Origin of the sequence: Paenibacillus sp. IHBB 10380, from assembly GCF_000949425.1 — a bacterium.
Lineage (GTDB): Bacteria > Bacillota > Bacilli > Paenibacillales > Paenibacillaceae > Paenibacillus_AQ.
This window is the reverse complement of sequence record NZ_CP010976.1, coordinates 3,644,664-3,667,348: the sequence shown is the minus strand read 5'-3', so window position 1 is coordinate 3,667,348 and position 22,685 is coordinate 3,644,664. Positions and strand designations below refer to the sequence as shown.

The window sequence follows — 22,685 nt, the reverse complement described above, 5'->3', positions numbered from 1 at the left end:
AGGGTTGTGCCAGTTGCTAAAGTATTGAAAAAAATTGCGTTAACGGTCGTCATGGGCGCTATTGCGGTCATGTTATTATTTCCGATTGTAATCACTTTCACAAATTCGATCATGACAGAACAAGAAATTGGCATCAATTATGGGCCCATAGGGCAGATGAACGAAGCGGTTGCAGGGAGAGCAAATCCTTTTGTGAATTTAAAATTGCTACCGGATAAAGTGTCCTTGGAGCAGTATGACAAGATTTTGGTGGGTAGCCCAAAATATCTGATGATGTTCTGGAATTCGGTATTCATGGTGGTGCCGATCATCGCAGGGCAGACCCTCGTAGCAGCACTGGCTGCATACGCGTTCTCCAAGCTGCAATTTCGCGGCCGGGATCCCTTGTTTCTCGTCTATGTCTTGACGATGCTCATGCCATTCCAAGTGACGCTAGTACCGAATTACATTATGGCGGATAAGCTTGGGCTGCTGAATAGTCCGAATGCGATTATATTACCTGGGATTTTCGCAGCTTTTGGTGTATTTATGCTCAGGCAGTTCATGCTGGCTATTCCATATGCCTACATCGAAGCGGCCAAGATCGATGGAGCCGGACATTTGCGGATATTCTACACCATTATTATCCCGATGATCAAGCCGGGTCTGGCTTCACTCGTTATTTTATTGTTTGTCGACTATTGGAACATGGTGGAGCAGCCGCTTATTTTTCTGGACGATCCGTTCAAGCAGCCGCTATCGGTTTATTTATCCATGATCATTAAAGAGAAGGGGATTGCTTTCGCTGCATCGATGCTTTACATGTCTCCGATGGTGCTGTTGTTTCTGTATGCAGAGTCGTATTTCATTGAAGGCATTCAATTGTCTGGCATCAAGGGGTAACTTTTGGCGAAGTAAACTTTCCCACGGAAAGTTCAGATAATGCTTACGAAGTAAACTTTTCTACGGAAAGTTCAGATAATGCTTACGAAGTAAACTTTCCTACGGAAAGTTCTTAGGAGGAGAGGAACGGGATATGGAGTTAGCAAAAGAGTCAGTTGATCGTAGGCGCAAACGAAACATTCAGATCATGTTCATTATTTTTATTGGATTGTTAATTTTCTTTACGTTGTTCAGCAACACGCTACAGTCGCTGACCTTGCCGAAAGTGAGAACGGAAAAGCCGGCTGCTGGAAGTCTTGTATTTACGATCGAAGGTAGCGGAATACTGCAACCGCTCGCCGAAGCTAAACTATCGAATGCTGCCGGCTGGAAGGTCCAGAAGATTCTCGTGAAAGAGGGAGATCGTGTGAAGAAGGGGCAGAAGTTAATCATCTATGACAGCAAATCTGCCGAACGAGAATTGGAAGATGAAATAACCAATTTAGAAAAACAGCAAATCGAGCAGCAGAATATTCAAGATCAGTTCATTCAGTCGAGCATGGAAGGGGACGAACTCAAGATTCGGAATGCAAGACGTACGATCGAGACAGGTAAACTTAATCTACATACGCAGGAACGTAAAATTAACGAGATGAGAGATAAACTGACAAGCCAACAAGATATTACCGCTCCTTTCGATGGTATTATAGCGAAATTGAATGCCGTTGAAGGGTTAACATCAGCGGGAGAACCGGATGTTCTTGTCTCGAACAGCAGCCTAGGTTATCGATTCGACATATCTGCTGATTCAAAGGTGTTGTCCAGCTTAGGGATTTCGATCGGAGAGAAGATTGAGGTCGAGGTAAATACTGTCCAAGAACAACAGGCCCGTATGATCGAAGGCACGATTGAGGAAGTGGCGAATGAACAACCGCGTATCGAGAGCTCATCTAGTGAAGAGGGGGGCCAGACCATAACGATCCCTCAGAAGCTTCTTCGTATAAAGGTCGTTAACTCTGAACTGAAAGGGGGTGAGCAGGCAAAGATAAAACTTGAGAAAGGTTCACGGCAAGAGGGATGGCTCGTTTCCAATAAGGCTATTCATGAGGATCGTGGCGGCATGTTTGTTTATAAAATTGAAGAGCAGAGAGGGGCATTAGGCAATGTCTTTGTTGCCCGTAAAGTCCTCATTCATACAAGTGAAACGAATGACAAAGAAACGATGATCCAATCGGATAGCCTCTATGAGGAAGAACTGATTATTCTGGAAAGCAGTGAGCCTTTACAAGACGGAAACCGTATTCGAATGGAATAGTTAAGCATGTATGCGATAAAAATTATAGGAGGAATTTATACGATGAAAAAGTGGCTAGGGATGATATGTATTGGTATTTTAATGACGACAACGACTGCATGTGGTTCTGGAGGTAGCAAGGAATTGGCAAGTAAGGAGAAACCGGTAATCAAAGAGGGGAAAACAATCGTTACTTTGTCTATACAACAACCGAGCGAATTTATACAGATAGCAGAGAAGAAGTTTGAAGAAAAGTATCCGGAGATTGATCTTCAAATTCAGACTACAGAGGATTATGAAACATACACAAAAACGACGAATACAGCGCTGCTATCAGGGAAGGGTCCGGATATCTTCGGAATAAGCGGCTTGCCTATCGATGATTACTTGAGCAAAAAGCTTCTCCTGAACATGGATGATTCCATGGAACAAGACAAAACGTTGAATAAAAGCGATTTGAAAATGAACGTATTGGAACTATTGAAGGTGAATGGCGGTATGTATGCCATGCCTCTCGGATTCGGGATGAGTGTATTCGTAGGCGACGGGAACGCGATTAAGAACTCCACTGTGAAGATTGACGATAAGAGCTGGAACTGGAGTACCTTTGAGGAGATCTCGAAGGAACTCATTCAACAGGCAGAGAAGGGCGGAAAGAAACAGTTTTATGCCTTGGCGAATTACCCGGCGGATAGCATTCTCACGAAAATGGTCTCGGACAATTACGCGGAGTTCGTCGACCTCACGGCGAAAAAGGCAAAGTTCGACTCCCCCGAATTCGTGGAACTGATGCAGAATATCAAAAAAATGTTCGATGAAAAAGTCATGACTGAGCAGCTAGGGAAAACGGACAATCAGTTGTTTTCTCACGCCAATTTAACGTCGGTAGACTTTATCGGCGGCTTATATTTATATTCACACTTTGAAAATCCGGTACTGCTGCAACAGCCGCATATAGGGAAATCAGAAGGAACGCCGATCCATCCTTTATCCCAAATTGCGATCCGGGCCAATTCTCCGGTGAAGGACGAAGCGTGGAAGTTCATTTCCTTCCTATTATCTGACGAGGCACAATCGCTGCAAGCGAGAGAAGGTTTCTCCCTGCTAGCATCTGTGAACGATAAAAAACTGAACGAGATTCAGGAACAAGTTAAAAGCGGAACATACAAGTTCTTGGACGGCAAAAAGCCCAAGGTATCGGATGAAGAATTTATGCAGTTCAAACATTTAGTTAATGGCACGTATCGATACGAGGACGCGGATGTTAAAGTATTTAACATGATATACGAAGATTCCGTATTCTTCTTCAGTGGACAAAAGTCCGCAGAGGAAGTTGCCAAGCTGATCCAGAACAAGGTGACAATCTATTTAAACGAATAGGAAACAATGAAACTAAAAGCAGCCCACCTGTGAGCTGCTTTTTTAAAGCTATCAACAAGGAAAATATATATTGTTAATCATCTTATTAGGAGTGGAATAGGAATGAGGCGTATCACGATTTTGATAGCAGATGATGAGGTGGAGATCGCTGATCTGGTTGCCTTGCACTTACAGAAAGAGGGATATCATATTGTCAAAGCATCCGATGGGAAAGCAGCTATTCATGCTATTCAATCGCAATCGATAGATTTGGCCATTTTGGATATTATGATGCCTGAGCTGGATGGTTACAAGGTCACCCGTCAAATTCGGGAAAAGTATCATCTGCCGATCATTTTTCTAAGTGCCAAGACCTCTGATCTTGATAAGATCACAGGACTGGTGATGGGGGCAGACGACTATATGACTAAACCGTTCAATCCTATGGAATTGATGGCTCGTGTGAATTCTCAACTGCGCCGTTCCAAGTTGTTCAATCAACCTGCAGCAGCGAATAAAAGGGTACTGGAAGCCGGTGGATTAACGATTTCGCCTGATCAGCATACCGTTACCTTATATGGCGAGGTTATCGAGTTAACGCCGAAGGAATTTGACATCCTATATCTGTTAACAAGTCATCCAAAGCAAATCTTTAGCGTGGAAAGTATATTCCAACAGGTGTGGGGCGAAGCATACTATGAAAGAGGCAATACGGTCATGGTACATATCCGCACCCTGCGGAAGAAGCTTGGAGAAGATATCAGCAAAAATAAATTCATCAAAACCATTTGGGGTGTGGGGTATACGATCAATGAATAAGCGAATCCGAAGCTTTCGGACAAAAATGATTCTGCTGCTGGGGTTAAGTATGCTTCTGTCCGGTATTATCACTTATGGGATTTATAGAATCCTTAAATTGTATTATTCCACTGTTCGCCTAGAAGATCCGGTGGCCCAGTATCGTCGCTTCATGAATAACATAGGGGATATTTATTTTTTTCTGATTATTTTTATACCGCTGGCTATATTATTTTTCTTTGTGTTCACTAAGCCGTATGCCACCTACTTTAATGAAATTTCCAAGGGGATTCGTCATCTTGCCAATGGTGAATTTAAGAATCATATACATATTTCCTCGAATGATGAGTTCAGTATCATTGCGGAGGATCTTAATCTGGCGAGTGAAAAACTGCAAGAGGCGGTGGAAAGAGGGGATTTTGCAGAGAACAGTAAGGATCAGTTGGTCGTAAATTTAGCTCATGATTTACGCACGCCACTTACTTCTGTATTGGGTTATTTAGATTTAATTCTTAAGGATGATCATTTGACAGAGGAGCAAGTCAGACATTTTACATCCATTGCCTTCACCAAGTCTCAACGTCTAGAAAAGCTAATCGATGGATTGTTCGATATCACTAGAATGAACTTTGGCAGGCTGCCCGTTGAAAAGAAGCGAATAGACATCGGTGAGCTTCTGATGCAATTGAATGAGGAATTATACCCTGTTTTTGAGAAAAACCACCTGATTTCCAGATTGAATATAGCACCTAACATATACATTTCTGGCGATGGAGAACTGTTGGTCCGTGTATTTGAGAATCTATTGACCAATGCCACTCGTTACGGGAAGGATGGACTGTATGTAGATATTAATAGCCATCTTGATTCAGGGCATGTGGTGATTCAGATCGTCAACTACGGGGGCCATATCGCTCCAGAGGAATTGCCGCATATCTTCGATATGTATTATACGAGTGATCGGGCACGAACGCATCAAGAGGGTGGCACAGGTCTTGGACTGTTCATTGCAAGGAATATTGTGGAGCAGCATGATGGAACCGTTTCGGTCGAGAGTAATGTGGTTCGAACACTGTTTGAGATTCAACTGCCACAAGAGTCCATAATTTAAGAAAAACTTTATATTTGTCCTGCTTTTTTTTAACTAGTTTTCTCTATCCTGATTATATGAGGTGTTAAGGAGGAAATAGTTGATGAAGAAGTGGGGATTTATTGTTGGTTAACAAGGTTTATCCCTTGATATAGGATCTACGCAGACTAAGATGATTAAAGCGGATGAAGGGAAATGGTTGAAAAAAAACGCATGGAAATACGGTTTTATTCTACGTTATCCCAAAGACAAAATCGAAATTACAGGTATTCAATATGAACCGTGGCACTTTCGTTAAGTTGGGTTGCCTCACAGTGCCATCATGCAGGAAAGTAACCTCGTGCTGGAGCAATATTTGGATTTCTTGAAGGAAAAGAAGAGTATTTCGACAGTTGTAGAGGGTGAAGAATATAACGTTAGCTATTATTCGGTTTCCAAAAAGACGATTCTTAAAGTACCGGAGAACGGCCCATATGAGATATCAGGAAACAATATAGATGGAGTTATTGTAACTGTGAAAAAGTGAACTCATAAAGAACGAAGGAGGTTAACTATTGAAACACACGACACCTAAGATGAAGATGGTTTTGGCAGTGGGGTTTGTTATGTATCTGTATGTATTAATCAAGCTGATCCTATTTAAGTGGGGTTCTGTTGATGTCCATATGCTGTTTTATCAATTTCAGCACACGGTACACCAACCTCATCGTATTTTTGATCGACCCGGCAACTATACTCCGCTCAAGGAGATCTTAAGAGGGATTCACAGCATGTCACTCTCGAATCCATTCTTATCTACGAACCTGATAGGCAATATCCTGGCCTTTATTCCGCTGGGTATCTTCATTCCTAAACTATTTACAGTAAGAGGTGCATCATTCATAAATGTGTGTTTTCTCTCCCTTTCTTTAAGCTTATGTTTCGAAGTTACACAGCTACTCTTGTGTATTGGCACATTTGATGTGGATGACCTCATATTGAATACCTTCGGCGGAATCGTTGGTTACGGTATCTTGAGACTATTTATGATAGGAAATAAACCCCAATCCAATGAAGATTTAGTGTTATCCCCATCAAGTAGATAATCTAGAGAAACCATGTATTCACATGATTTGAAATACCAGCTATTTAAGTTTATCTTTTTCATCTATTTACTTGGAAGGGGTTGACCAGACAGTCTCAAGTGTAAGGACTTTTAATCAGGGAGGGAAATTCATGCACAAACGAAGAAAAACGTATGCTGCAGTGCTGCTCACCACAGTACTTCTAAGCCAGTCTATTGCATATGAAGCTTACGCAGCATCGGCAGGGACTTCACCCGTCGCTAAATCAACAAAGGCAGCAGAGGTATTCAATCTGGACAAACTGGGGTCTATAGCTTTGAAGAGCAATGTCAGCGTAAAGCTGATCGATATGGACATACTTGCGCAGCCGAGCGGTAATATACTTATATACACGCTTAGTTATAGCAATGGTAGTGGTAGTAGTGTAGATCTTATCGATTATTTCTCCAAGGTTACCACTAAAGGGGGTACGGTCGTACAAGGAAGACCTATCACGAGTGATGCAACAAAAAAAACGGTGCCCTCCAAGAGCAGCCAATCCATAACTTATTATGTGAATATCGGCAAGGCTACAAATGCAGACGGAGCCAAAGTTTCAACATTTGGGTGGGATTTCAGCAGTGCGGATTATCAGAAGAGGCTGGGTGTTTTCAAGATTCCGGACAATTATTCATTTGTAGTTCCTAAAGACCAGAGCAAGAAGATCACGATGAATAACCTGCCTGTAACGATCAAAGCGGAAAGTCTGAAAATGATTAAACTTAGTGGAAAAGTATACATGAGGGTAGGCGTCAGTCTCGCTAATTCGGGTGCAACGGTGCTTAGCGATCCCGGCTATAAAGCATACCTGAAATCAGCCGGTGGCTCGGTATTCGAACTCAAGCTAGATGATGCCAGCAATAGTTACAAAGTGCAGCCTCAGGAGAAGAAAACGATCTACTATTTGGCAGAAGTTTCTTCCAATATAAAAACTGTTAATATGACACTGCAATTCACGCAGGAAGACTCAACTTTGAACATTATTCTTCCGGTTAAATCCTTCAGACTTCCTGCAGCAACTTCTGACTTAGCCGTGGCTAAAGACCAGAGCAAGAAGATCGCGATGAATAATCTGTCTGTAACGACCAAAGCGGAAAGTCTGCAAATGATTAAACTTAATGGAAAAGTATACATGAAGGTAGGCGTCAGTCTCTCTAATTCGGGTGCAACGGTGCTTAGTGATCCCGGCTATAAAGCATACCTGAAATCAGCCGGTGGCTCGGTATTCGAGCTCAAGCTAGATGATGCCAGTAGTAGTTACAAGGTACAGCCTCAGGAGAAGAAAACGATCTACTATTTGGCAGAGGTTTCTTCCAATATAAAAACTGTTAATATGACGCTACAATTCACGCAGGAAGACTCATCTTTGAAAATTAATCTTCCGGTTAAATCCTTCAAACTTCCTGCAGCAACAACTTCTAAAGCCGTGGCCAATTACGCTGTTGAGAAAATTTCCATAGACAATAATACAGTAGAAACACAGCTGAAGAGCGCTTCCGTATATTCGGAGAACGACTCCGCGGAATGGAGCCTTCAATTCCGTATTAAAAATCTCGGTAAAAAAACTGTAACTCTATCAACTTATGAGTTTTCAATTAAAGCCACTGAAGGATACAGCATTCCAGTGGATTCTAAGGCGCTTGCGAATCTAACCTTAAAGCCGCTTGATGAGAAGATCATTGATCTCAGCGCGGATGTGCCATTAAATCTAAATCAAAATATGTTGCAGTTGCAATTAACTGAACACGCGGTTGCCGACAAGATTATTTTTCCGACGGCGTATTATCAAATCCCTTATTCTCAGGAAAGTAATAGCGGTTTGGGATTAGAGAACATGTTGGAGAACCGACATGGAACGTTTGGGGTAAAGATTGACTCCATTCAACGGCTGCCATGGGCAGATGAAGATCAAATCGTAGCCAAAATCAGCATTCGCAACACCAAATCCACGACAGTAAAACTGCCTGCGCTCAAAGCTCTGGTCAAAGCAGGACTTAGCGATCTCAGCAGCACGACCCAGATCGTGGCAAAAAATGCTCAAACGTCTCTCGCGCCTCAAGAAACGGCAGAGATATATGTGATAACCAAGGTTCCTTATTCCACGAGTATCAAGCAATTAAGGATTGTGCTGCAGGAAACCTCAGGTGATGACGTTACGAACTTTCTCACTTTGAACACCTCTCTACTAAATAATGTGATGAATACCGTGGTTGCAGGTGGCTCCTTCCCTATTGATTTTACAGGTAAAAAAGCAGAAATCCGCGAACGTCGGTCAACCGTCTATAATGGAAGCAGCTCAAATATAATGTATACAGAGCTAGAAATGAATAGCGAAGAACCACGTAAATCGGAACAGGCTCAGCTTGTTGCTTACTACAGAACACCTGAGAATGAATATTATGAGGCCGAAGTTGGTCAATCGTCCAAGGCAACAAGCCCAAACGGTAAAAATGTGGTTACTGTCTGGAGTAAGCTTCCGCTGAATGTGAATACTTCACAGCTAGCGCTTCATATTGGCGAAGGTGTAGCTGACGGTAAGCTGACAGCTATAGGTGGTAAATCAACGGGATATATCAATACAGTTAGATTATCACTGAACACTGCCGGAGTAACGCCGCAGTCTAATCTAAGGAGTGTGGAGTTGTTCCCTTACAGTCTTTCGCTTACCAATGTAGTGGGTACCGTTAGGGAAGGTGAGGATACATTGGATACAGTCGTAACGTACAACTTATCCAAAAATGAAGCTTACGAAGCAGGGGCTTACGAGCACAAGCTAGTCTTGGAAATCATAGATCCGAATGGACAATCGATGGAGAAGACGTTGACACTCGGGACTGATTTGTTCATCGGTAATAATAAATCGTACGCAATTACGCTTAATAGTAACCTATACAAAAAATTAAGAGGGGGCGGCATTCGCATGAATCTGTACGATGAGTTCCAAGGTCAAAGAATGTTGCTAGGCAGCCAATCCTATTCACTTACTTACGAAGCATTACCAACAACGTCAACTGATGGTACTGGTAGCGCAGGAAGTTAAAGTACAACCGGCACTAATTTAAGTGTAGATCCATAGTACCGCAGTCGGTGTGCAACAACAGGCTTATCTCATTTTTACTTTTCTTCTATTAAACAACAAACCCAGTACCGATCATGGTACTGGGCATTTTACATATGGTTGAACCACGGATCTATCGTTTCACGGTAACGGGAACAGATATTGCATCTTTAATAACGCTTCGTTATCGTATAGAATCAATGAAGCAACACACAACATTACACGTCAGGAGACTTTCAAGTATGCAAAAAAAGATTTTGATTGTTGAAGACGATATTCATATATCCAAAATCATTAAAATGAATCTCAACATCGTGAACTATGTGACAACGGAGGTTTACGACGGCTTGGCGGCGCTGGAGGCGATGAAGCAGGAGAAGTTCGATCTCATCCTGCTGGATGTCATGATTCCACGGATGGACGGGTTTACACTGATGGAAAAAATTCAGCCCTACGGCATTCCGGTCATTTTCCTGACGGCTAAAAACTCGGTTTACGACAAAGTCAACGGACTGAAGCTGGGGGCAGACGACTACATGGTCAAGCCTTTCGAAGCGATCGAGCTGTTGGCCCGGATCGAAACTGTATTGCGAAGATACGGCAAAGAAGAACACGTGATGGAGTTTCAAAACATTCAAGTAGACTTGGACAAAAGAGAAGTGACTATACAGGGGGAGCCCGTCGAACTGACGCCGAAGGAATACGATTTGATTGTCGTGCTGCTGAAAAATAAGAATATCGCGCTGTCTAGAGAGCAGTTCATCGATAAAGTATGGGGCGGGGAGTATTACGGCGAAACGAGAACGGTCGATATGCATATCAAATCGCTGCGTAAGAAGCTTCAGCTGCAGGATCATATCAAGACCATTTACAAAATTGGTTACCGACTGGAGGATTGATAGATGAAATTTTGGCAAAAAATTTATTTGTTCTCTATTCTGGTCTTCGTCCTCATCTTTAATGCAGCTTCCATTATGGTCATTGAGCGGAGCCATAATACAATGCTAGGGCAGGAAATCAACAGTGCGTTAAGCCAAAATATGAGCATTCATTCCAGCGTCAATGCGATTGTTCCGATCCTTCGCATCTATGATTCTATTGATTACGAGAAAACGATATTAACGAACATCGCCAAAGAATTTGTTGAGAAGAATAGCGACGATCGTATTTATTTGGATATCATGAACGATACGAACCAGACGATCTTCAGCAATACCGATTTCAAGATGCCGACGCATCGCGAGGAATTGGACAAGCTGGCCGTGGAGGAAATCAAATATATTTTGCGAGATATCGACCAGCGTACGATACTATTCACATCGAACATTACGGATATTAATCATAAAAAATATGTATTCACCTACATGAAGGACGTGACTTCGTTGTATCAGGAGCGCGTGGATCAGTACCATTTTTTCGTCAAAGTGGATATGGCCGCATGTTTACTCTATATGCTTATCATGTTTTTCGTGAGTAGAGGACTGACGAAGCCGATCGATCGACTCAACCGTACGGCTCAAGTCATTGCGCAGGGCGGATTTTCGGAACGGGTTCGTCTGAAATCGAAGGATGAAATAGGCGTTCTGGCACGAAATTTTAATGATATGGCCTCGGTTGTCGAGGATAAAATCAATGACCTGGAGCGGAACAATCAAGAGAAGCAAAGGTTCATCAATAATTTTACCCATGAATTAAAAACGCCGTTAACTTCGATTATCGGATATGCAAATTTCCTGAGGACGACCAAATACAACGAAGATCTGTTCGTAGATGGACTAAATATCATTTACTCGGAAGGTAAGCGCTTAGAGTCGCTTTCAATCAAGCTAATGGATTTGATTTTGCTTCAGGAGAATCATTTTCAGATGGAGGAGCATGATTTGGGAGCCATTATTGCCGAGATTGAGCCTGCGCTCAAGATGAAAGCCAAGGAGAAGCGGATTGTGATCGTCACCGATTATGAAGAGGGCAGGCTGCTGCTGGAGAAGGATTTGACCAAAGTTCTGATCTTCAATCTCGTAGACAATGCGCTTAAAGCTTCTGCCGAACAACAGAGTATTACCATCTGTACTTACTGGCGCGACAGCCGTTACACTCTTGAAGTGATCGACCAAGGCATCGGTATTGCGAAAGAGCATCGGGACAAAATTTTTGAACCGTTCTACATGGCGGATAAAGCTAGAACGAAAATCAATAATGGGGCGGGCTTAGGTCTCTCCATATGTCAAAGCGTGGCGAGCATACACCATGCTGTCATCGAAGTGACCAGCAAAGAAAATCAGGGAACGACGATTAGAGTCATTTTCGATCAGATAGGTCCGAAAGGAGGGTTGAATCCATGAACAAGCTCGTTGTGGTGGTTATCGTATGTGCGGCGTTCATGATCCTGACGACGGGGTGCGGGGGATTATTCAATGCCATCGAAAAAGACACCGTCATGGTAAAAAAAATAACCATAGAGCACAAAAGCAACGAAGTGAAATACGAAGGCGTTCTTTCGCAGGATACTGTGAAGACGCTCAGCCTGAATGCGGTCAACAAGTACTATAACGAGAAGCTGACTATGGACGAAGTCCAATTCGAGTTGATGGCGGTAGATCAGAAGAAGCTTAAAGAACTGCTGAACAAGCTGGAATACGACGTCATTTCGCGATCGAAGCAGAATCAGGGGTTCAAAGTGAATTCCGAAACAGAGCTGAATAAAATTCCTAGCGGTCTGTTTTATATGACCCTGATCCAATCAGCCGATCCCAATGAAGTCTATGATATTGTTTTGAACGCTAGAGACGGCGATGTAATTAAAATTTCTAAAGTAAACCAGAATCCAAAGTATGCTTATAATAGGGATATGAAAAAGAAGTATGCTTATAATAGGGATAAGAACGAGGACGCGGAAGTGATTATGGATGAGGTAATCGTGATCGATAATCCGTTTGTTCAGGAAAAGGGAAGTTATGTCTTACCCGATCTGACCTTGGATAAGAACGAGGACGCGGAAGTGATTATGGATGAGGTAATCGGGATCGCCAATCGGTTTATTCAGGAAAAGGGAAGTTATGTCTTGCCCGATCTGACCTTGGACAAGAAAGGCATCCGTTGGGGCATCGTAGCGGAATTGTATTATAGGAGTAAGGATAAACAATCGCTGAACTACAGTGTCAGGGTTAATGTGAGAACGAAGCAAGTGGTTGGGTTCAACAAAGATGTGATGGCGATGCTCAGTTATTTTTCAGAGTCGTAAGCCGACCGACAGAACCAAGGCCAGCTACAGCCGCAGCTGGCCTTTTTGCGCTGTGCTGCCTGTTGAATTCAGTTTTTTACAACTTCAATACAAGTCCATCTCACTTATCATATATTCGCGTACTACACTGGTAGAATACCCCGTAGGTAGCAGCGCCATTGTAAAAGGAATTAAAAAGTATTTCGTGGATAGAGAAGGTTAGAAAAAGGAAGGAAGAATAAAAATGAAAAAAATGTTGTTGATGTTACTAACGATTATACTCATGATCTCTGTCTCTGCTTGTAGTAGCCGTGCGGGCAATGGAGATGTAGCGCAAACACAAAACGAGAGTAAGACAACAAAAACGCCAAACGGGGAAAAGAAAGAAGGAACGAAACCCAGTGGTGGCAAAAAAACGATTGTGTTCTCTACATTTTTTCCTGATGAAGTCTTTGAGGAAGCTAAGAAGAAATATGAAGCTAAGCATCCTAATATCACGATTGAGCTTAAATATCTAGAGAGTGGTGATGGTGAAAAAGGAGCAGCGGCTCATGAGAAATTCGTCAAAACGACGAACACGGCCATGTTATCAGGTAAAGGTCCTGATATGATTGAAATGGATCAATTGCCAATGGATAAGTATGTGAAAAATAATTTATTAGTCAACATGAGTGAAATCCTAGAGAAGGATCCAACCTTTAAGAAAGAGCAATATTTGAACAATATTTTGGACAATGTTAAGATAAACAGCGGAATTTATGGGATGCCCTTGGGATTTATTATGTATGGTCTGATGGGGAACGAAACATTGATTGAGAAAAGCGGGGTGAAGTTTGACGACAAGACTTGGAATTGGAGTCAATATACCGATGTAATCAGACAACTAATGAAGTTTGGAGAGAACAATGGCAAATATGGAGTGTTTAGTTCACCGGATGCTCTATTAAATGAAATGGTCAAAGATCAATACCCGACGTTTGTAGATGAGGTCAATGGAAAGGTGAATTTCGATTCGGAACCCTTTACTAAATTACTCAAGCAGGTAAAGTCCTTGTCCGATGAACACATGATCACTCAAGAACAAGTACACCCTCTATTCAGAACGGTTTCTATTAATTCACCAACTGATTATATTAATACCTTAAAAGAGAGTGAATTTTATCCGAAGGGCTATGTATTTAAATCCAAGCTGTATGCCAAACCAAATGCAAATGATCAGCAAGCTGGAGGTTATTTTAGACCGTACAAAACCATTGGCATCAATGAGAAGTCTTCTGTCAAAGAGGAAGCATGGGACTTCCTTAAATTTATGTTGTCTGATGAGATACAAGCTCCAGGAACGGGTTTTCCTTTAAATAAAAACTTATATGAGAAGCAAAAGCAGCAACTATTAGAGGAAGGGAAGGTTACGGTTAGTCAAGAAATGGGAGCTATGAGTGGCAAAGTCTTCGAGGTAACGGCAAAGGATATTCAAGGATTAGATCAACTCCTTTCTGGAGCAATCCATCCCGTTGCATTCAAGCCTTCTAAGGTCGAAGAGATCATTTCAGAAGAATCCAAAGCCTATTTCAGTGGACAGAAATCAGCCGAAGTCGTGGCGAGGTTGATTCAAAATAGAGTGACGACTGTCTTAAATGAATAACCAGCTATTCAGAGAAAGGTTTAGATAAATAATGAAAACATCACGAAATGACAATGTAAAAATAAGGATGAAAAAGAAAAGAAGAAGATTAGGACTTATTGTAGCAACTGTTTTTCTTATGATCTTTTTAATAGGGAAATTGACTTCTGATCCTGAAGAAAGTATCCATCAAGTTGCCACAAGTGTAGCAGAACAAAGTATCATACAAGAGACTATACAACCAGAAAAAAAAAGACCGGATGGAAAGCCAATCGGAAAAGTTGTTTACCTAACATTTGATGATGGCCCTAGTATATTAACGAATCAATTCTTAGATGTATTAAAAGAGCAAGATGTAAAAGCAATATTTTTTATGCAGGGAAGTAATCTACAAAAAACAAGTTTACAAGAAAATGTAAAACGAGCAACAAAAGAAGGTCATTATGTTGGTGCGCATAGTATGACACATATTTACAAAAGGCTTTACGATAATGAGCAGTTTGTACCAGAGATGAACGAAACATTATCTCTTATTCAGGATATTACAGGTACGAATCCTAAGTTGGCTCGTCCACCTTATGGTTCAGCACCAGGATTGGAAAGTGAACAGATTCGTAATCAGATTGTAGAGGCTGGAATTAAAATATGGGATTGGACAATTGATTCTAACGACTGGGTGTTAAAAGATAATCCAAACCAAATTGTAGAAAATGTTAAAAAGGGAACTAAAAATGACGTAGAAGTCGTTCTCATGCATGAAAAATCACAAACATTACAAGCGCTTCCAGAAATAATTGCATTTTATAGGGAAAAAGGATACGAGTTTGGTGTATATAATGACGCTGACCATTTCAGTCTTAATTTCTATCAAGATAAATATCTGTAATTATCGGCTGAGAAGCATCGAAAACCGACTACCCTTGGGCCGACAGAACCAAGGCCAGCTGCAACCGCAGTTGGCCTTTTTGTGCTGTGTTGCCTGTTGAATTCATCTTTTTACAACTTCAATACAAGTCCATCTCACTTATCATATATTCGCGTACTACACTGGTAGAATACCACCGCAGGCAGTGGTGCAACCCGAGTGATGATGGAGAAAGCCTGAATCGTCAATGAATCGAGAAGTTCGGTGAGAAGGAGGAGGGACGATGGGTTAGCGAAAAAGCTCATCTATACGGTTGTATTATTCGATATCCGAGGGACAAGGAAGCTGTAAAGCAATATAAGTACAAGCCGTGGCGGTCGACTATGTTCCAATCTGGGTTTAATGAGGCATAGAGAGCGGCCATGAGTAAGGAGACAGCATGAAAAGGGTAAGGAGAAAGCAGCTTCAACTCCGCCAAGCGATATTTATGATAAGCATCGTTGTTTTTATGGGAATGGTCTGGTCGATATATGCGTTATCATCCCCGATTTCGGGGAATCGAATCACAACTTCGGCGGAGTCGACAGTTTCGCTGAACAAACATATGGCAACGCCGCAAGAAGTATCCAAACGCTACAAAATTGTGATCGATGCGGGGCATGGAGGCAAGGACCCCGGCGCGGAAGGTGCAAGCGGGAACCTAGAGCGAGCGTACACCCTAGCGCTGTCTACGAAGGTGTTCGACCTGCTCCAGCAAGAGCCGAGGTTCGAGGCGCACAGAACACGTACGGATGACACCTTTGTCAAGCTGGAGGATCGCGCCCAAATCGCAAATGATCTCGATGCGGACGTATTTGTCTCCATTCATGGGAACACATACAGTGATCCGGATGTATCTGGCACAGAAACGTATTATTATGCGGACGAAAGTTTTTTGTTCGCAAGCGAGGTGCACGAACAACTGGCAGAGGCTACTGGATTCAGGGACCGCGGCGTGAAAAAGGAAGGCTGGAATGTGCTGAAGCTCAGCAACAATCTCGCGATTTTACTGGAGATGGGGTACCTCACGAACCCGAGCGATGAAGCGGATATGCTCAGTGAAATGCATCAGAATCGAACCGCCCAAGCCATTGTAAAAGGAATTAAAAAGTATTTCGTGGATAGAGAGGGTTAGAAAAAGGAAGGAAGCCTATGAGAATCCTTCTGCCGAGCATGAATTCCAGGACACGGCTTCGAGTCAACTGTTCGTTGTGAAGGCTCAGCATAAGGATGTCCAAGCGAATGAACTCGTGAGCGTTGAATTAACGCAATCGGAGAAGAACAATGGAAGCATGCTCGTATCGAACCAAGCGATTCATCGTGAAGGGAAGAACAGCTATGTGCTTGTGATAGAAGAGCATTCAGGATCTCTGGGGAATACCTTTACCGTTCGGAAGTCCCCGGTTAAATTAGGGGGATCGAATGGTCAAGAAACCCTGGTGTTACAAGGGGTAACAATGAAAGATATCATTATTGTGGAGAGCAGCGAGCCGCTAACAGAAGGTAATCGTCTGAGAGTCTGGTGTGCTTGTTCGTAGATAGCACGGAAAATAGAGAGGAGCGTTTTACGATGAAAAAAAGATGTGTATTCAGTTTGATCGTTGCATTAACCATGACTTTGGCAGCATGCTCTGGCGGAGCCAGTCTTGAGAAGAAAGAGGGGCAACAGGGACAAGATGGGAAGAAGACCGTCGTCTTATCCGTACTCGGAGCTGATCCTGTGTATTCTCTGGCAGAGAAGCAGTATGAAGAGAAACATCCGAATGTAGATATTCAAATTAAAGAATATAGCAAGGGGGAAGGCTCGAATCAAGAAGGTGATATCGAGAAATATGTGAACACCACCAATACAGAGCTCCTATCCGGTAAAGGGGCCGATTTGATTTCCCTGAATGTGAAGGATTTGCCCGTTAGAAAATATGTGGACAAAAAAGTGCTGGTGAACTTGAGTAGCTTGATGAAGGAGGATGCTACATTTGATTCCAGTCAATATGAGATGAACATTTTGGATGGGGCCAAGATGAATGGAGGTCTCTATACGTTGCCGCTGCGGTTCTCCCTTAACGGTTTTATGGGGGATGCGAAGGCGATTGAGGAATCCGGAGTGAAATTCGATGACAGCAAATGGACATGGAGTGAGTTCATAACTGTGGGCAAAAGTCTAGCGGCATCCGGCGGCCATACCTATTCGATAGGGAATACGTCTCGAGAACAGATGCTGTACGATTTGTTTACTGATAACTATAAGCGAATTGTGAATGAAGAGAAGCGCCCTGTTAGTTTCGATACAAATGAATTCGCCTTACTCATGGAGCAAGTGAAAACGTTGTTTGAGGAAAAGGTAGTGACGGATGCCGAAGTCGATGCAGGGGATTATTTCTTTTCGTCTGTTTGGATTAACTATCCTGCAGATTATTTTGAAATGCCATCGCTAATCTTTGAGAAAGGGAAAGGGAAAATCTATAACAAGCCGGTCGCTACCGGTCAACAAGCGGGAGATTCGTTCACGATGCAGATGACATTGGGGTTGAATGCGAATTCGGCCGTTCAGGCGGAAGCTTGGGATTTCATGAAGTTCTTAATGTCCGAGGAGATCCAGACGATGCCAGATCATCAGAGTTTCTCTATCCATAAAACGGTGAACGAGAAGACATTACAAGACCTCCAGAACAAAGGCTCGATTGAATCGCTTACGGGCTCCACGATACCGGTTCAGAAGGCGGACATTGATATGATCAAGCAGATGATGGTAAATGCAACCACACCGGAGAAGAATGATTCGAAGATCCGAACGATTATTACAGAGGAAGTGAAAGCTTACTATAGCGGTCAAAAATCGGCACAAGCGGTCGCAGAACTTGTCGCGAATCGTGTGACGACGTACTTGAATGAGTAAGAATAAATAACTTCTAAGAGATAAAGGAAGACAGGTGTGAATGAGGAAAATACGCAGTCTGTTCAGAATATGAAGCAGGTTCATAGGCAAAGAATTCAAGATTACAATTTTTCGTAATGACTTTGAACGACAATTCAGGGGCCGACAGAACCAAAGCCAGCTGCAACCGCAGTTGGTTTTTTTTGTGCTGTGTTGCCTGTTGAATTCAGTTCTTTACAACTTCAATACAAGTCCATCTCACTTATCATATATTCGCGTACTACACTGGTAGAAGACCACCGTAGGCAGTGGCGCAACCCGAGTGATGATGGAGAAAGCCTGAATCGTCAATGAATCGAGAAGTCCGGTGAGAAGGAGGAGGGCCGATGGGTTAGCGAAAATGCTCATCTATACGGTTTTATTATTCGATATCCGAGGGACAAGGAAGCTGTAAAACAATATAAGTACAAGCCGTGGCGGTCGACTATGTTCCAATCTGGGTTTAATGAGGCATAGAGAGCGGCCATGAGTAAGGAGACAGCATGAAAAGGATAAGGAGAAAACAGCTTCAACGCCGCCAAGCGATATTTATGATAAGCATCGTTGTTTTTATGGGAATAGTCTGGTCGATATATGCGTTATCATCCCCGATTTCGGGGAATCGAATCACAACTTCGGGGGAGTCGACAGTTTCGCTGAACAAGAATATGGCAACGCCGCAAAGTATCCCAACGCTACAAAATTGTGATCGATGCGGGGCATGGAGGCAAGGATCCCGGCGCGGAAGGTGCAAGCGGGAACCTAGAGCGAGCGTACACCCTAGCGCTGTCTACGAAGGTGTATGACTTGCTCCAGCAGGAGCCGATGTTCGAGGCACACAGGACACGTACGGATAATAGCTCTGTCAAGCTGGAGGATCGCGCCCAAATCGCAAATGATCTCGATGCGGACGCATTTGTCTCCATTCATGGGAACACATACAGTGATCCGGATGTATCTGGCACAGAAACGTATTATTATGCGGACGAAAGTTTTTTGTTCGCAAGCGAGGTGCACGAACAACTGGCAGAGGCTACTGGATTCAAGGACCGCGGCGTGAAAAAGGAAGGCTTGGGGGTGCTGAAGCTCAGCAACAATCTCGCGATTTTACTGGAGCTGGGGTTCCTCACGAACCCCAGCAATGAAACGAATATGCTCAGTGAAATGCATCAGAATCGAACCGCTCAAGCCATTGTAAAAGGAATTAAAAAGTATTTCGTGGATAGAGAAGGTTGAATGTATAACCAACTGCTGGTAATGAACTGTGAACGACAATGCAGGGTTCATTTTTCTCATTCGAATTGGATTTAGGAGATGTTAAACATGGTAGGCAAGTGTTATCGGGGCAAAATATTTAAGTTGCTACGACGAGATTGGCCGGTGGCTGTTCTTTTCTTGGCGCCGAGCTTGATAGGCTTCGCAATTTTTTATCTTATTCCGTTTGTCATGGGATTTTTCTATTCTTTCCAAGATAGCACGGTGGATGGCTCTTTTGTAGGTTTGGATAATTATAATGAACTGTATGCTAGCGATTCCTTCCGTAAAGCAGCAACAAATACATTCCTATTTACCGGTATAAGCGTACCGCTCATCGTTGTTTTATCCTTATTATTTGCGATTTTGCTTAATCAAAAATTATTTATTCAGAATTGGCTGCAGACGGCTTTTGTATTGCCACTTGTGGTACCCGTCGCCTCTATCGTAATGATGTGGCAAATATTGTTCGACTGGAATGGTACAGTAAATGTATGGATGCAAAGCATGCATATAGAACGGATCGATTGGATGAAATCAGATTGGTCCATGGGTGTGTTGGTTATCGTGTACACATGGAAAAATATTGGGTACAACATCATTTTATTCTTGGCCGGACTACAAAGTATTCCTAAGGATTACTATGAAACTGCGGATATCGAAGGTGCAGGGGGATTTCATAAATTGATTCATATTACGTTGGTCTACTTGACTCCGACAATGTTCTTTGTCATTTTAATGTCCATTATTAATTCTTTCAAAGTTTTCCGTGAAGCGTATCTGATCGCAGGAGATTATCCACATGACCGTATTTATATGCTGCAACATTATATGAACAACATGTTTCTATCACTCGATATTCAGAAACTGACGGCCGCTGCCACCTTGATGGTAGGCTGCATTCTAATCAGTGTGACAGTCATGCTTTCAATAGAACGCCGTTTTCGGCAATTCATGGATTAAGTGTAAGGACGGTGATATTGTTGGCTTTATTTCGTAAGTTTGCGTTAACGTTGGTGATGGCAATTATCGCCGCGATGATGCTATTTCCTATTGTTATCACATTCACAAACTCGTTGATGACGGAAGGTGAGATTGACCATAACTATAATCTCATTGGCGTGATGATCAATACTGCAGTAGGAGAGAAAGACGGATTTGTTAACTTGAAGCTATTTCCCGATTGGCTGACATTTCATCAATATGCGGAGGTGTTGGTTCATAAACCTGTGTTCCTTCAGATGTTTTGGAATTCCGTATTGATGGTCACACCTATCATCGCAGGGCAAGTGCTAGTCGCATCTCTGGCGGCCTATGCTTTTGCCAAGCTCCGATTTTGGGGGCGGGATAAGTTGTTTGTCATTTATTTAATGACCATGATTATGCCGTTTCAAGTCACATTGGTTCCCAACTACATTATTGCGGAGAAACTTGGACTAATGAACACAACATCTGCGATTATTTTACCGGGAATTTTCAGTGCTTTCGGCGTATTTATGCTAAGACAGTTCATGCTGCATATTCCGAACTCGTATATCGAAGCTGCCAAAATGGACGGAGCTGGACATTTGAGGATTTTTTATAAGATTATCGTTCCTCTTATTCAACCTGGAATCGCTGCACTGATTGTATTACTATTTGTTGACAATTGGAATATGATCGAGCAGCCGCTTATTTTTATAGAGGATTCATTCAAGCAGCCATTATCGCTTTATTTATCGCGTATCAACGAAGGAGCCCGGGGTGTCGCCTTTGCTGCATCTGTGCTGTATATGGCCCCAATGGTGCTGTTGTTTTTATATGCAGAGTCTTACTTTATCGAAGGAATTCAGCTATCAGGAATCAAAGGATAGTTAACATTTAGGATATAATCTATATTTCGGAAAATTATAGGGGTGATCATGATGGGATTACAACATAGCGAACAAGCGAATTCAGGACGTAAACGAACGATTCGAATCTTCTCCGGCTTGTTTATCGGTCTCCTAATTGTATTTACGCTGCTTAGCAACACGTTGATGTCTCTGACTTTACCAAAGGTAGCGGTAGTAGAACCGAAACGGGGACAGCTTGTTCATATGTTTCAGAGTAGTAGTGTATTAATGTGGAAGGCAGAAGTTGCATTAACGAATAGTACGGGGTGGAAAGTTACAAAAGTAGATGTAAAAGAAGGGGATCTTGTGAAGAAAGGGCAGACACTGGTGACTTACGACAGAAAAGAGGCGGAGCAACAGATTCTGGACGAACAAGCGAGTCTTAAAAAACTTAAGCTCACAATGGAAGAGCTGCAGGGCAGTTTTAAGGAAGCTTCGTGGAGTAGAGATGAGAATAGCATAGGTAACACTAAACGCGAGATAGAGATCAGCAAAATCGATCAGGGGGTTCAGCAACGAAAAATACAAAAGTTACAGGAATATTTGATAAATAATAGCACAATTGCTGCTCCGTTTGATGGAATAGTTACGAAAGTAAATGCGACGGAGGGCCTTATCTCATCAAATGGCGGGCCAGATGTGCAAATGTCCAACGGAAGTCTTGGATTTATGTTTGAGTTATTAGCCCCTGCTAATATAGCTAGCATGTTGAAGATAGGAGAAAAGATCGATGTTCAAGGGGATGGAAGTCAAATCAAACAAGTCGAGGGCCAAATTGCAGAAATCCAAGATGCAAATTCTGTCGAGGAAGGAACTACAGGTCAAGGCGAGACTACAACTTTGAACTCTCAAATGAAACGACTTCTGATCACAATACAAGATGATAGTTTCAAAAGAGGGGACATTGTTAAGGTGGAGCTGACTAAACCGTCGGCCGGTAATACGATATTAATATCCAATAAAGCCATTCACGAAGATGGTAGCGGAAAGTATGTCTTTAGAATTGAAGTAAGAGACAGTCCACTCGGCAACACATTTTACATTCGTAGAGTATCAATTACCGTCGTTGATTCTAATGATCAAGAATCAGCTGTAACCGGAGGTATATTCGAACAAGATCAAGTCGTAGTCGACAGCAGCGAGCCGCTGCAGGATGGCAACAAGGTTCGGACGCAGTAAAGTTCATACTATATAAGTTGAACTAAGGATTAAAGAAGTAGGGTAATGAATTCCACACCCGCATGTCGAAGAAGTCATTGTAACTGTGAAAAAGTGAATTCATAGGATATCCATCTCGAATCCATTCGCATCTACGAACCTGATAGGCAATATCCT

21 protein-coding genes and 1 pseudogene are annotated in these 22,685 nt (G+C 42.6%); all 22 read left to right on the top strand.

The genetic code is table 11. The features are described from left to right. Positions 1-51 precede the first annotated feature (51 nt). A complete protein-coding gene (locus UB51_RS16380) occupies positions 52-882 on the top strand; it encodes a carbohydrate ABC transporter permease (protein ID WP_199925042.1) in 831 nt (276 codons plus the stop codon). Between the two features lie 133 nt (positions 883-1,015). Continuing rightward, positions 1,016-2,176, top strand: a complete 1,161-nt coding sequence (locus tag UB51_RS16375) for an efflux RND transporter periplasmic adaptor subunit (protein WP_044878225.1) — start codon at positions 1,016-1,018, stop codon at positions 2,174-2,176. Positions 2,177-2,218: 42 nt separating this feature from the next. Further along, complete coding sequence (locus UB51_RS16370) at positions 2,219-3,535, top strand: ABC transporter substrate-binding protein (protein WP_044878224.1); 1,317 nt, start codon at positions 2,219-2,221, stop codon at positions 3,533-3,535. Between the two features lie 102 nt (positions 3,536-3,637). Continuing rightward, positions 3,638-4,333: a response regulator transcription factor gene (locus UB51_RS16365; protein WP_044878223.1), complete on the top strand. Its 696-nt coding sequence runs from the start codon at positions 3,638-3,640 to the stop codon at positions 4,331-4,333. Beyond that, on the top strand, positions 4,326-5,423 hold the full coding sequence (locus UB51_RS16360; RefSeq protein WP_044878222.1) for a sensor histidine kinase: 1,098 nt from the start codon (positions 4,326-4,328) through the stop codon (positions 5,421-5,423). Before UB51_RS16365 ends, UB51_RS16360 begins: the two co-directional genes overlap by 8 nt. A gap of 115 nt (positions 5,424-5,538) precedes the next feature. Continuing rightward, positions 5,539-5,928, top strand: a pseudogene (locus UB51_RS16355) (M15 family metallopeptidase); the annotation flags it as partial. A gap of 28 nt (positions 5,929-5,956) precedes the next feature. Then, the gene (locus UB51_RS16350) at positions 5,957-6,487 is read left to right on the top strand and encodes a VanZ family protein (RefSeq protein WP_052675970.1); all 531 of its coding nucleotides are present in this window, start codon (positions 5,957-5,959) and stop codon (positions 6,485-6,487) included. A gap of 130 nt (positions 6,488-6,617) precedes the next feature. Further along, positions 6,618-9,545, top strand: a complete 2,928-nt coding sequence (locus tag UB51_RS16345) for a hypothetical protein (RefSeq protein WP_044878221.1) — start codon at positions 6,618-6,620, stop codon at positions 9,543-9,545. Between the two features lie 260 nt (positions 9,546-9,805). Continuing rightward, entirely contained in the window at positions 9,806-10,462 is a 657-nt protein-coding gene (locus tag UB51_RS16340; RefSeq protein ID WP_044878220.1) for a response regulator transcription factor, read from the top strand. A gap of 3 nt (positions 10,463-10,465) precedes the next feature. Continuing rightward, positions 10,466-11,905: a sensor histidine kinase gene (locus UB51_RS16335; protein ID WP_044878219.1), complete on the top strand. Its 1,440-nt coding sequence runs from the start codon at positions 10,466-10,468 to the stop codon at positions 11,903-11,905. Further along, positions 11,902-12,804 (top strand): hypothetical protein, encoded by a 903-nt coding sequence (locus UB51_RS16330; protein WP_044878218.1) that lies wholly within the window; start codon positions 11,902-11,904, stop codon positions 12,802-12,804. Before UB51_RS16335 ends, UB51_RS16330 begins: the two co-directional genes overlap by 4 nt. A 223-nt stretch (positions 12,805-13,027) precedes the next feature. After that, positions 13,028-14,425 carry an ABC transporter substrate-binding protein gene (locus UB51_RS16325; RefSeq protein WP_044878217.1) on the top strand — a complete coding sequence of 466 codons (1,398 nt, stop codon included), beginning with the start codon at positions 13,028-13,030 and terminating at the stop codon, positions 14,423-14,425. Positions 14,426-14,456: 31 nt separating this feature from the next. Continuing rightward, positions 14,457-15,290 carry a polysaccharide deacetylase family protein gene (locus UB51_RS16320; RefSeq protein WP_044878216.1) on the top strand — a complete coding sequence of 278 codons (834 nt, stop codon included), beginning with the start codon at positions 14,457-14,459 and terminating at the stop codon, positions 15,288-15,290. Between the two features lie 230 nt (positions 15,291-15,520). Continuing rightward, positions 15,521-15,682 (top strand): D-alanyl-D-alanine carboxypeptidase family protein, encoded by a 162-nt coding sequence (locus UB51_RS29320; protein WP_082063326.1) that lies wholly within the window; start codon positions 15,521-15,523, stop codon positions 15,680-15,682. A 26-nt stretch (positions 15,683-15,708) separates the two neighbouring features. Beyond that, positions 15,709-16,443 carry an N-acetylmuramoyl-L-alanine amidase family protein gene (locus UB51_RS16315; RefSeq protein ID WP_044878215.1) on the top strand — a complete coding sequence of 245 codons (735 nt, stop codon included), beginning with the start codon at positions 15,709-15,711 and terminating at the stop codon, positions 16,441-16,443. Between the two features lie 76 nt (positions 16,444-16,519). Continuing rightward, positions 16,520-16,846 carry an efflux RND transporter periplasmic adaptor subunit gene (locus UB51_RS16310; RefSeq protein ID WP_044878214.1) on the top strand — a complete coding sequence of 109 codons (327 nt, stop codon included), beginning with the start codon at positions 16,520-16,522 and terminating at the stop codon, positions 16,844-16,846. Positions 16,847-16,878: 32 nt separating this feature from the next. After that, the gene (locus UB51_RS16305; protein WP_044878213.1) at positions 16,879-18,204 is read left to right on the top strand and encodes an ABC transporter substrate-binding protein; all 1,326 of its coding nucleotides are present in this window, start codon (positions 16,879-16,881) and stop codon (positions 18,202-18,204) included. 333 nt (positions 18,205-18,537) lie between these two features. After that, the gene (locus UB51_RS29315; protein ID WP_082063325.1) at positions 18,538-18,699 is read left to right on the top strand and encodes a D-alanyl-D-alanine carboxypeptidase family protein; all 162 of its coding nucleotides are present in this window, start codon (positions 18,538-18,540) and stop codon (positions 18,697-18,699) included. A 228-nt stretch (positions 18,700-18,927) separates the two neighbouring features. Continuing rightward, positions 18,928-19,458 (top strand): N-acetylmuramoyl-L-alanine amidase family protein, encoded by a 531-nt coding sequence (locus UB51_RS16300; RefSeq protein ID WP_234405455.1) that lies wholly within the window; start codon positions 18,928-18,930, stop codon positions 19,456-19,458. Between the two features lie 87 nt (positions 19,459-19,545). Beyond that, positions 19,546-20,439: a carbohydrate ABC transporter permease gene (locus UB51_RS16295; protein WP_044878212.1), complete on the top strand. Its 894-nt coding sequence runs from the start codon at positions 19,546-19,548 to the stop codon at positions 20,437-20,439. 56 nt (positions 20,440-20,495) lie between these two features. Beyond that, positions 20,496-21,329 (top strand): carbohydrate ABC transporter permease, encoded by an 834-nt coding sequence (locus UB51_RS16290; RefSeq protein ID WP_044880215.1) that lies wholly within the window; start codon positions 20,496-20,498, stop codon positions 21,327-21,329. Positions 21,330-21,377: 48 nt separating this feature from the next. Beyond that, positions 21,378-22,529 carry an efflux RND transporter periplasmic adaptor subunit gene (locus tag UB51_RS16285; protein ID WP_234405454.1) on the top strand — a complete coding sequence of 384 codons (1,152 nt, stop codon included), beginning with the start codon at positions 21,378-21,380 and terminating at the stop codon, positions 22,527-22,529. The last annotated feature ends 156 nt before the right edge of the window (positions 22,530-22,685 follow it).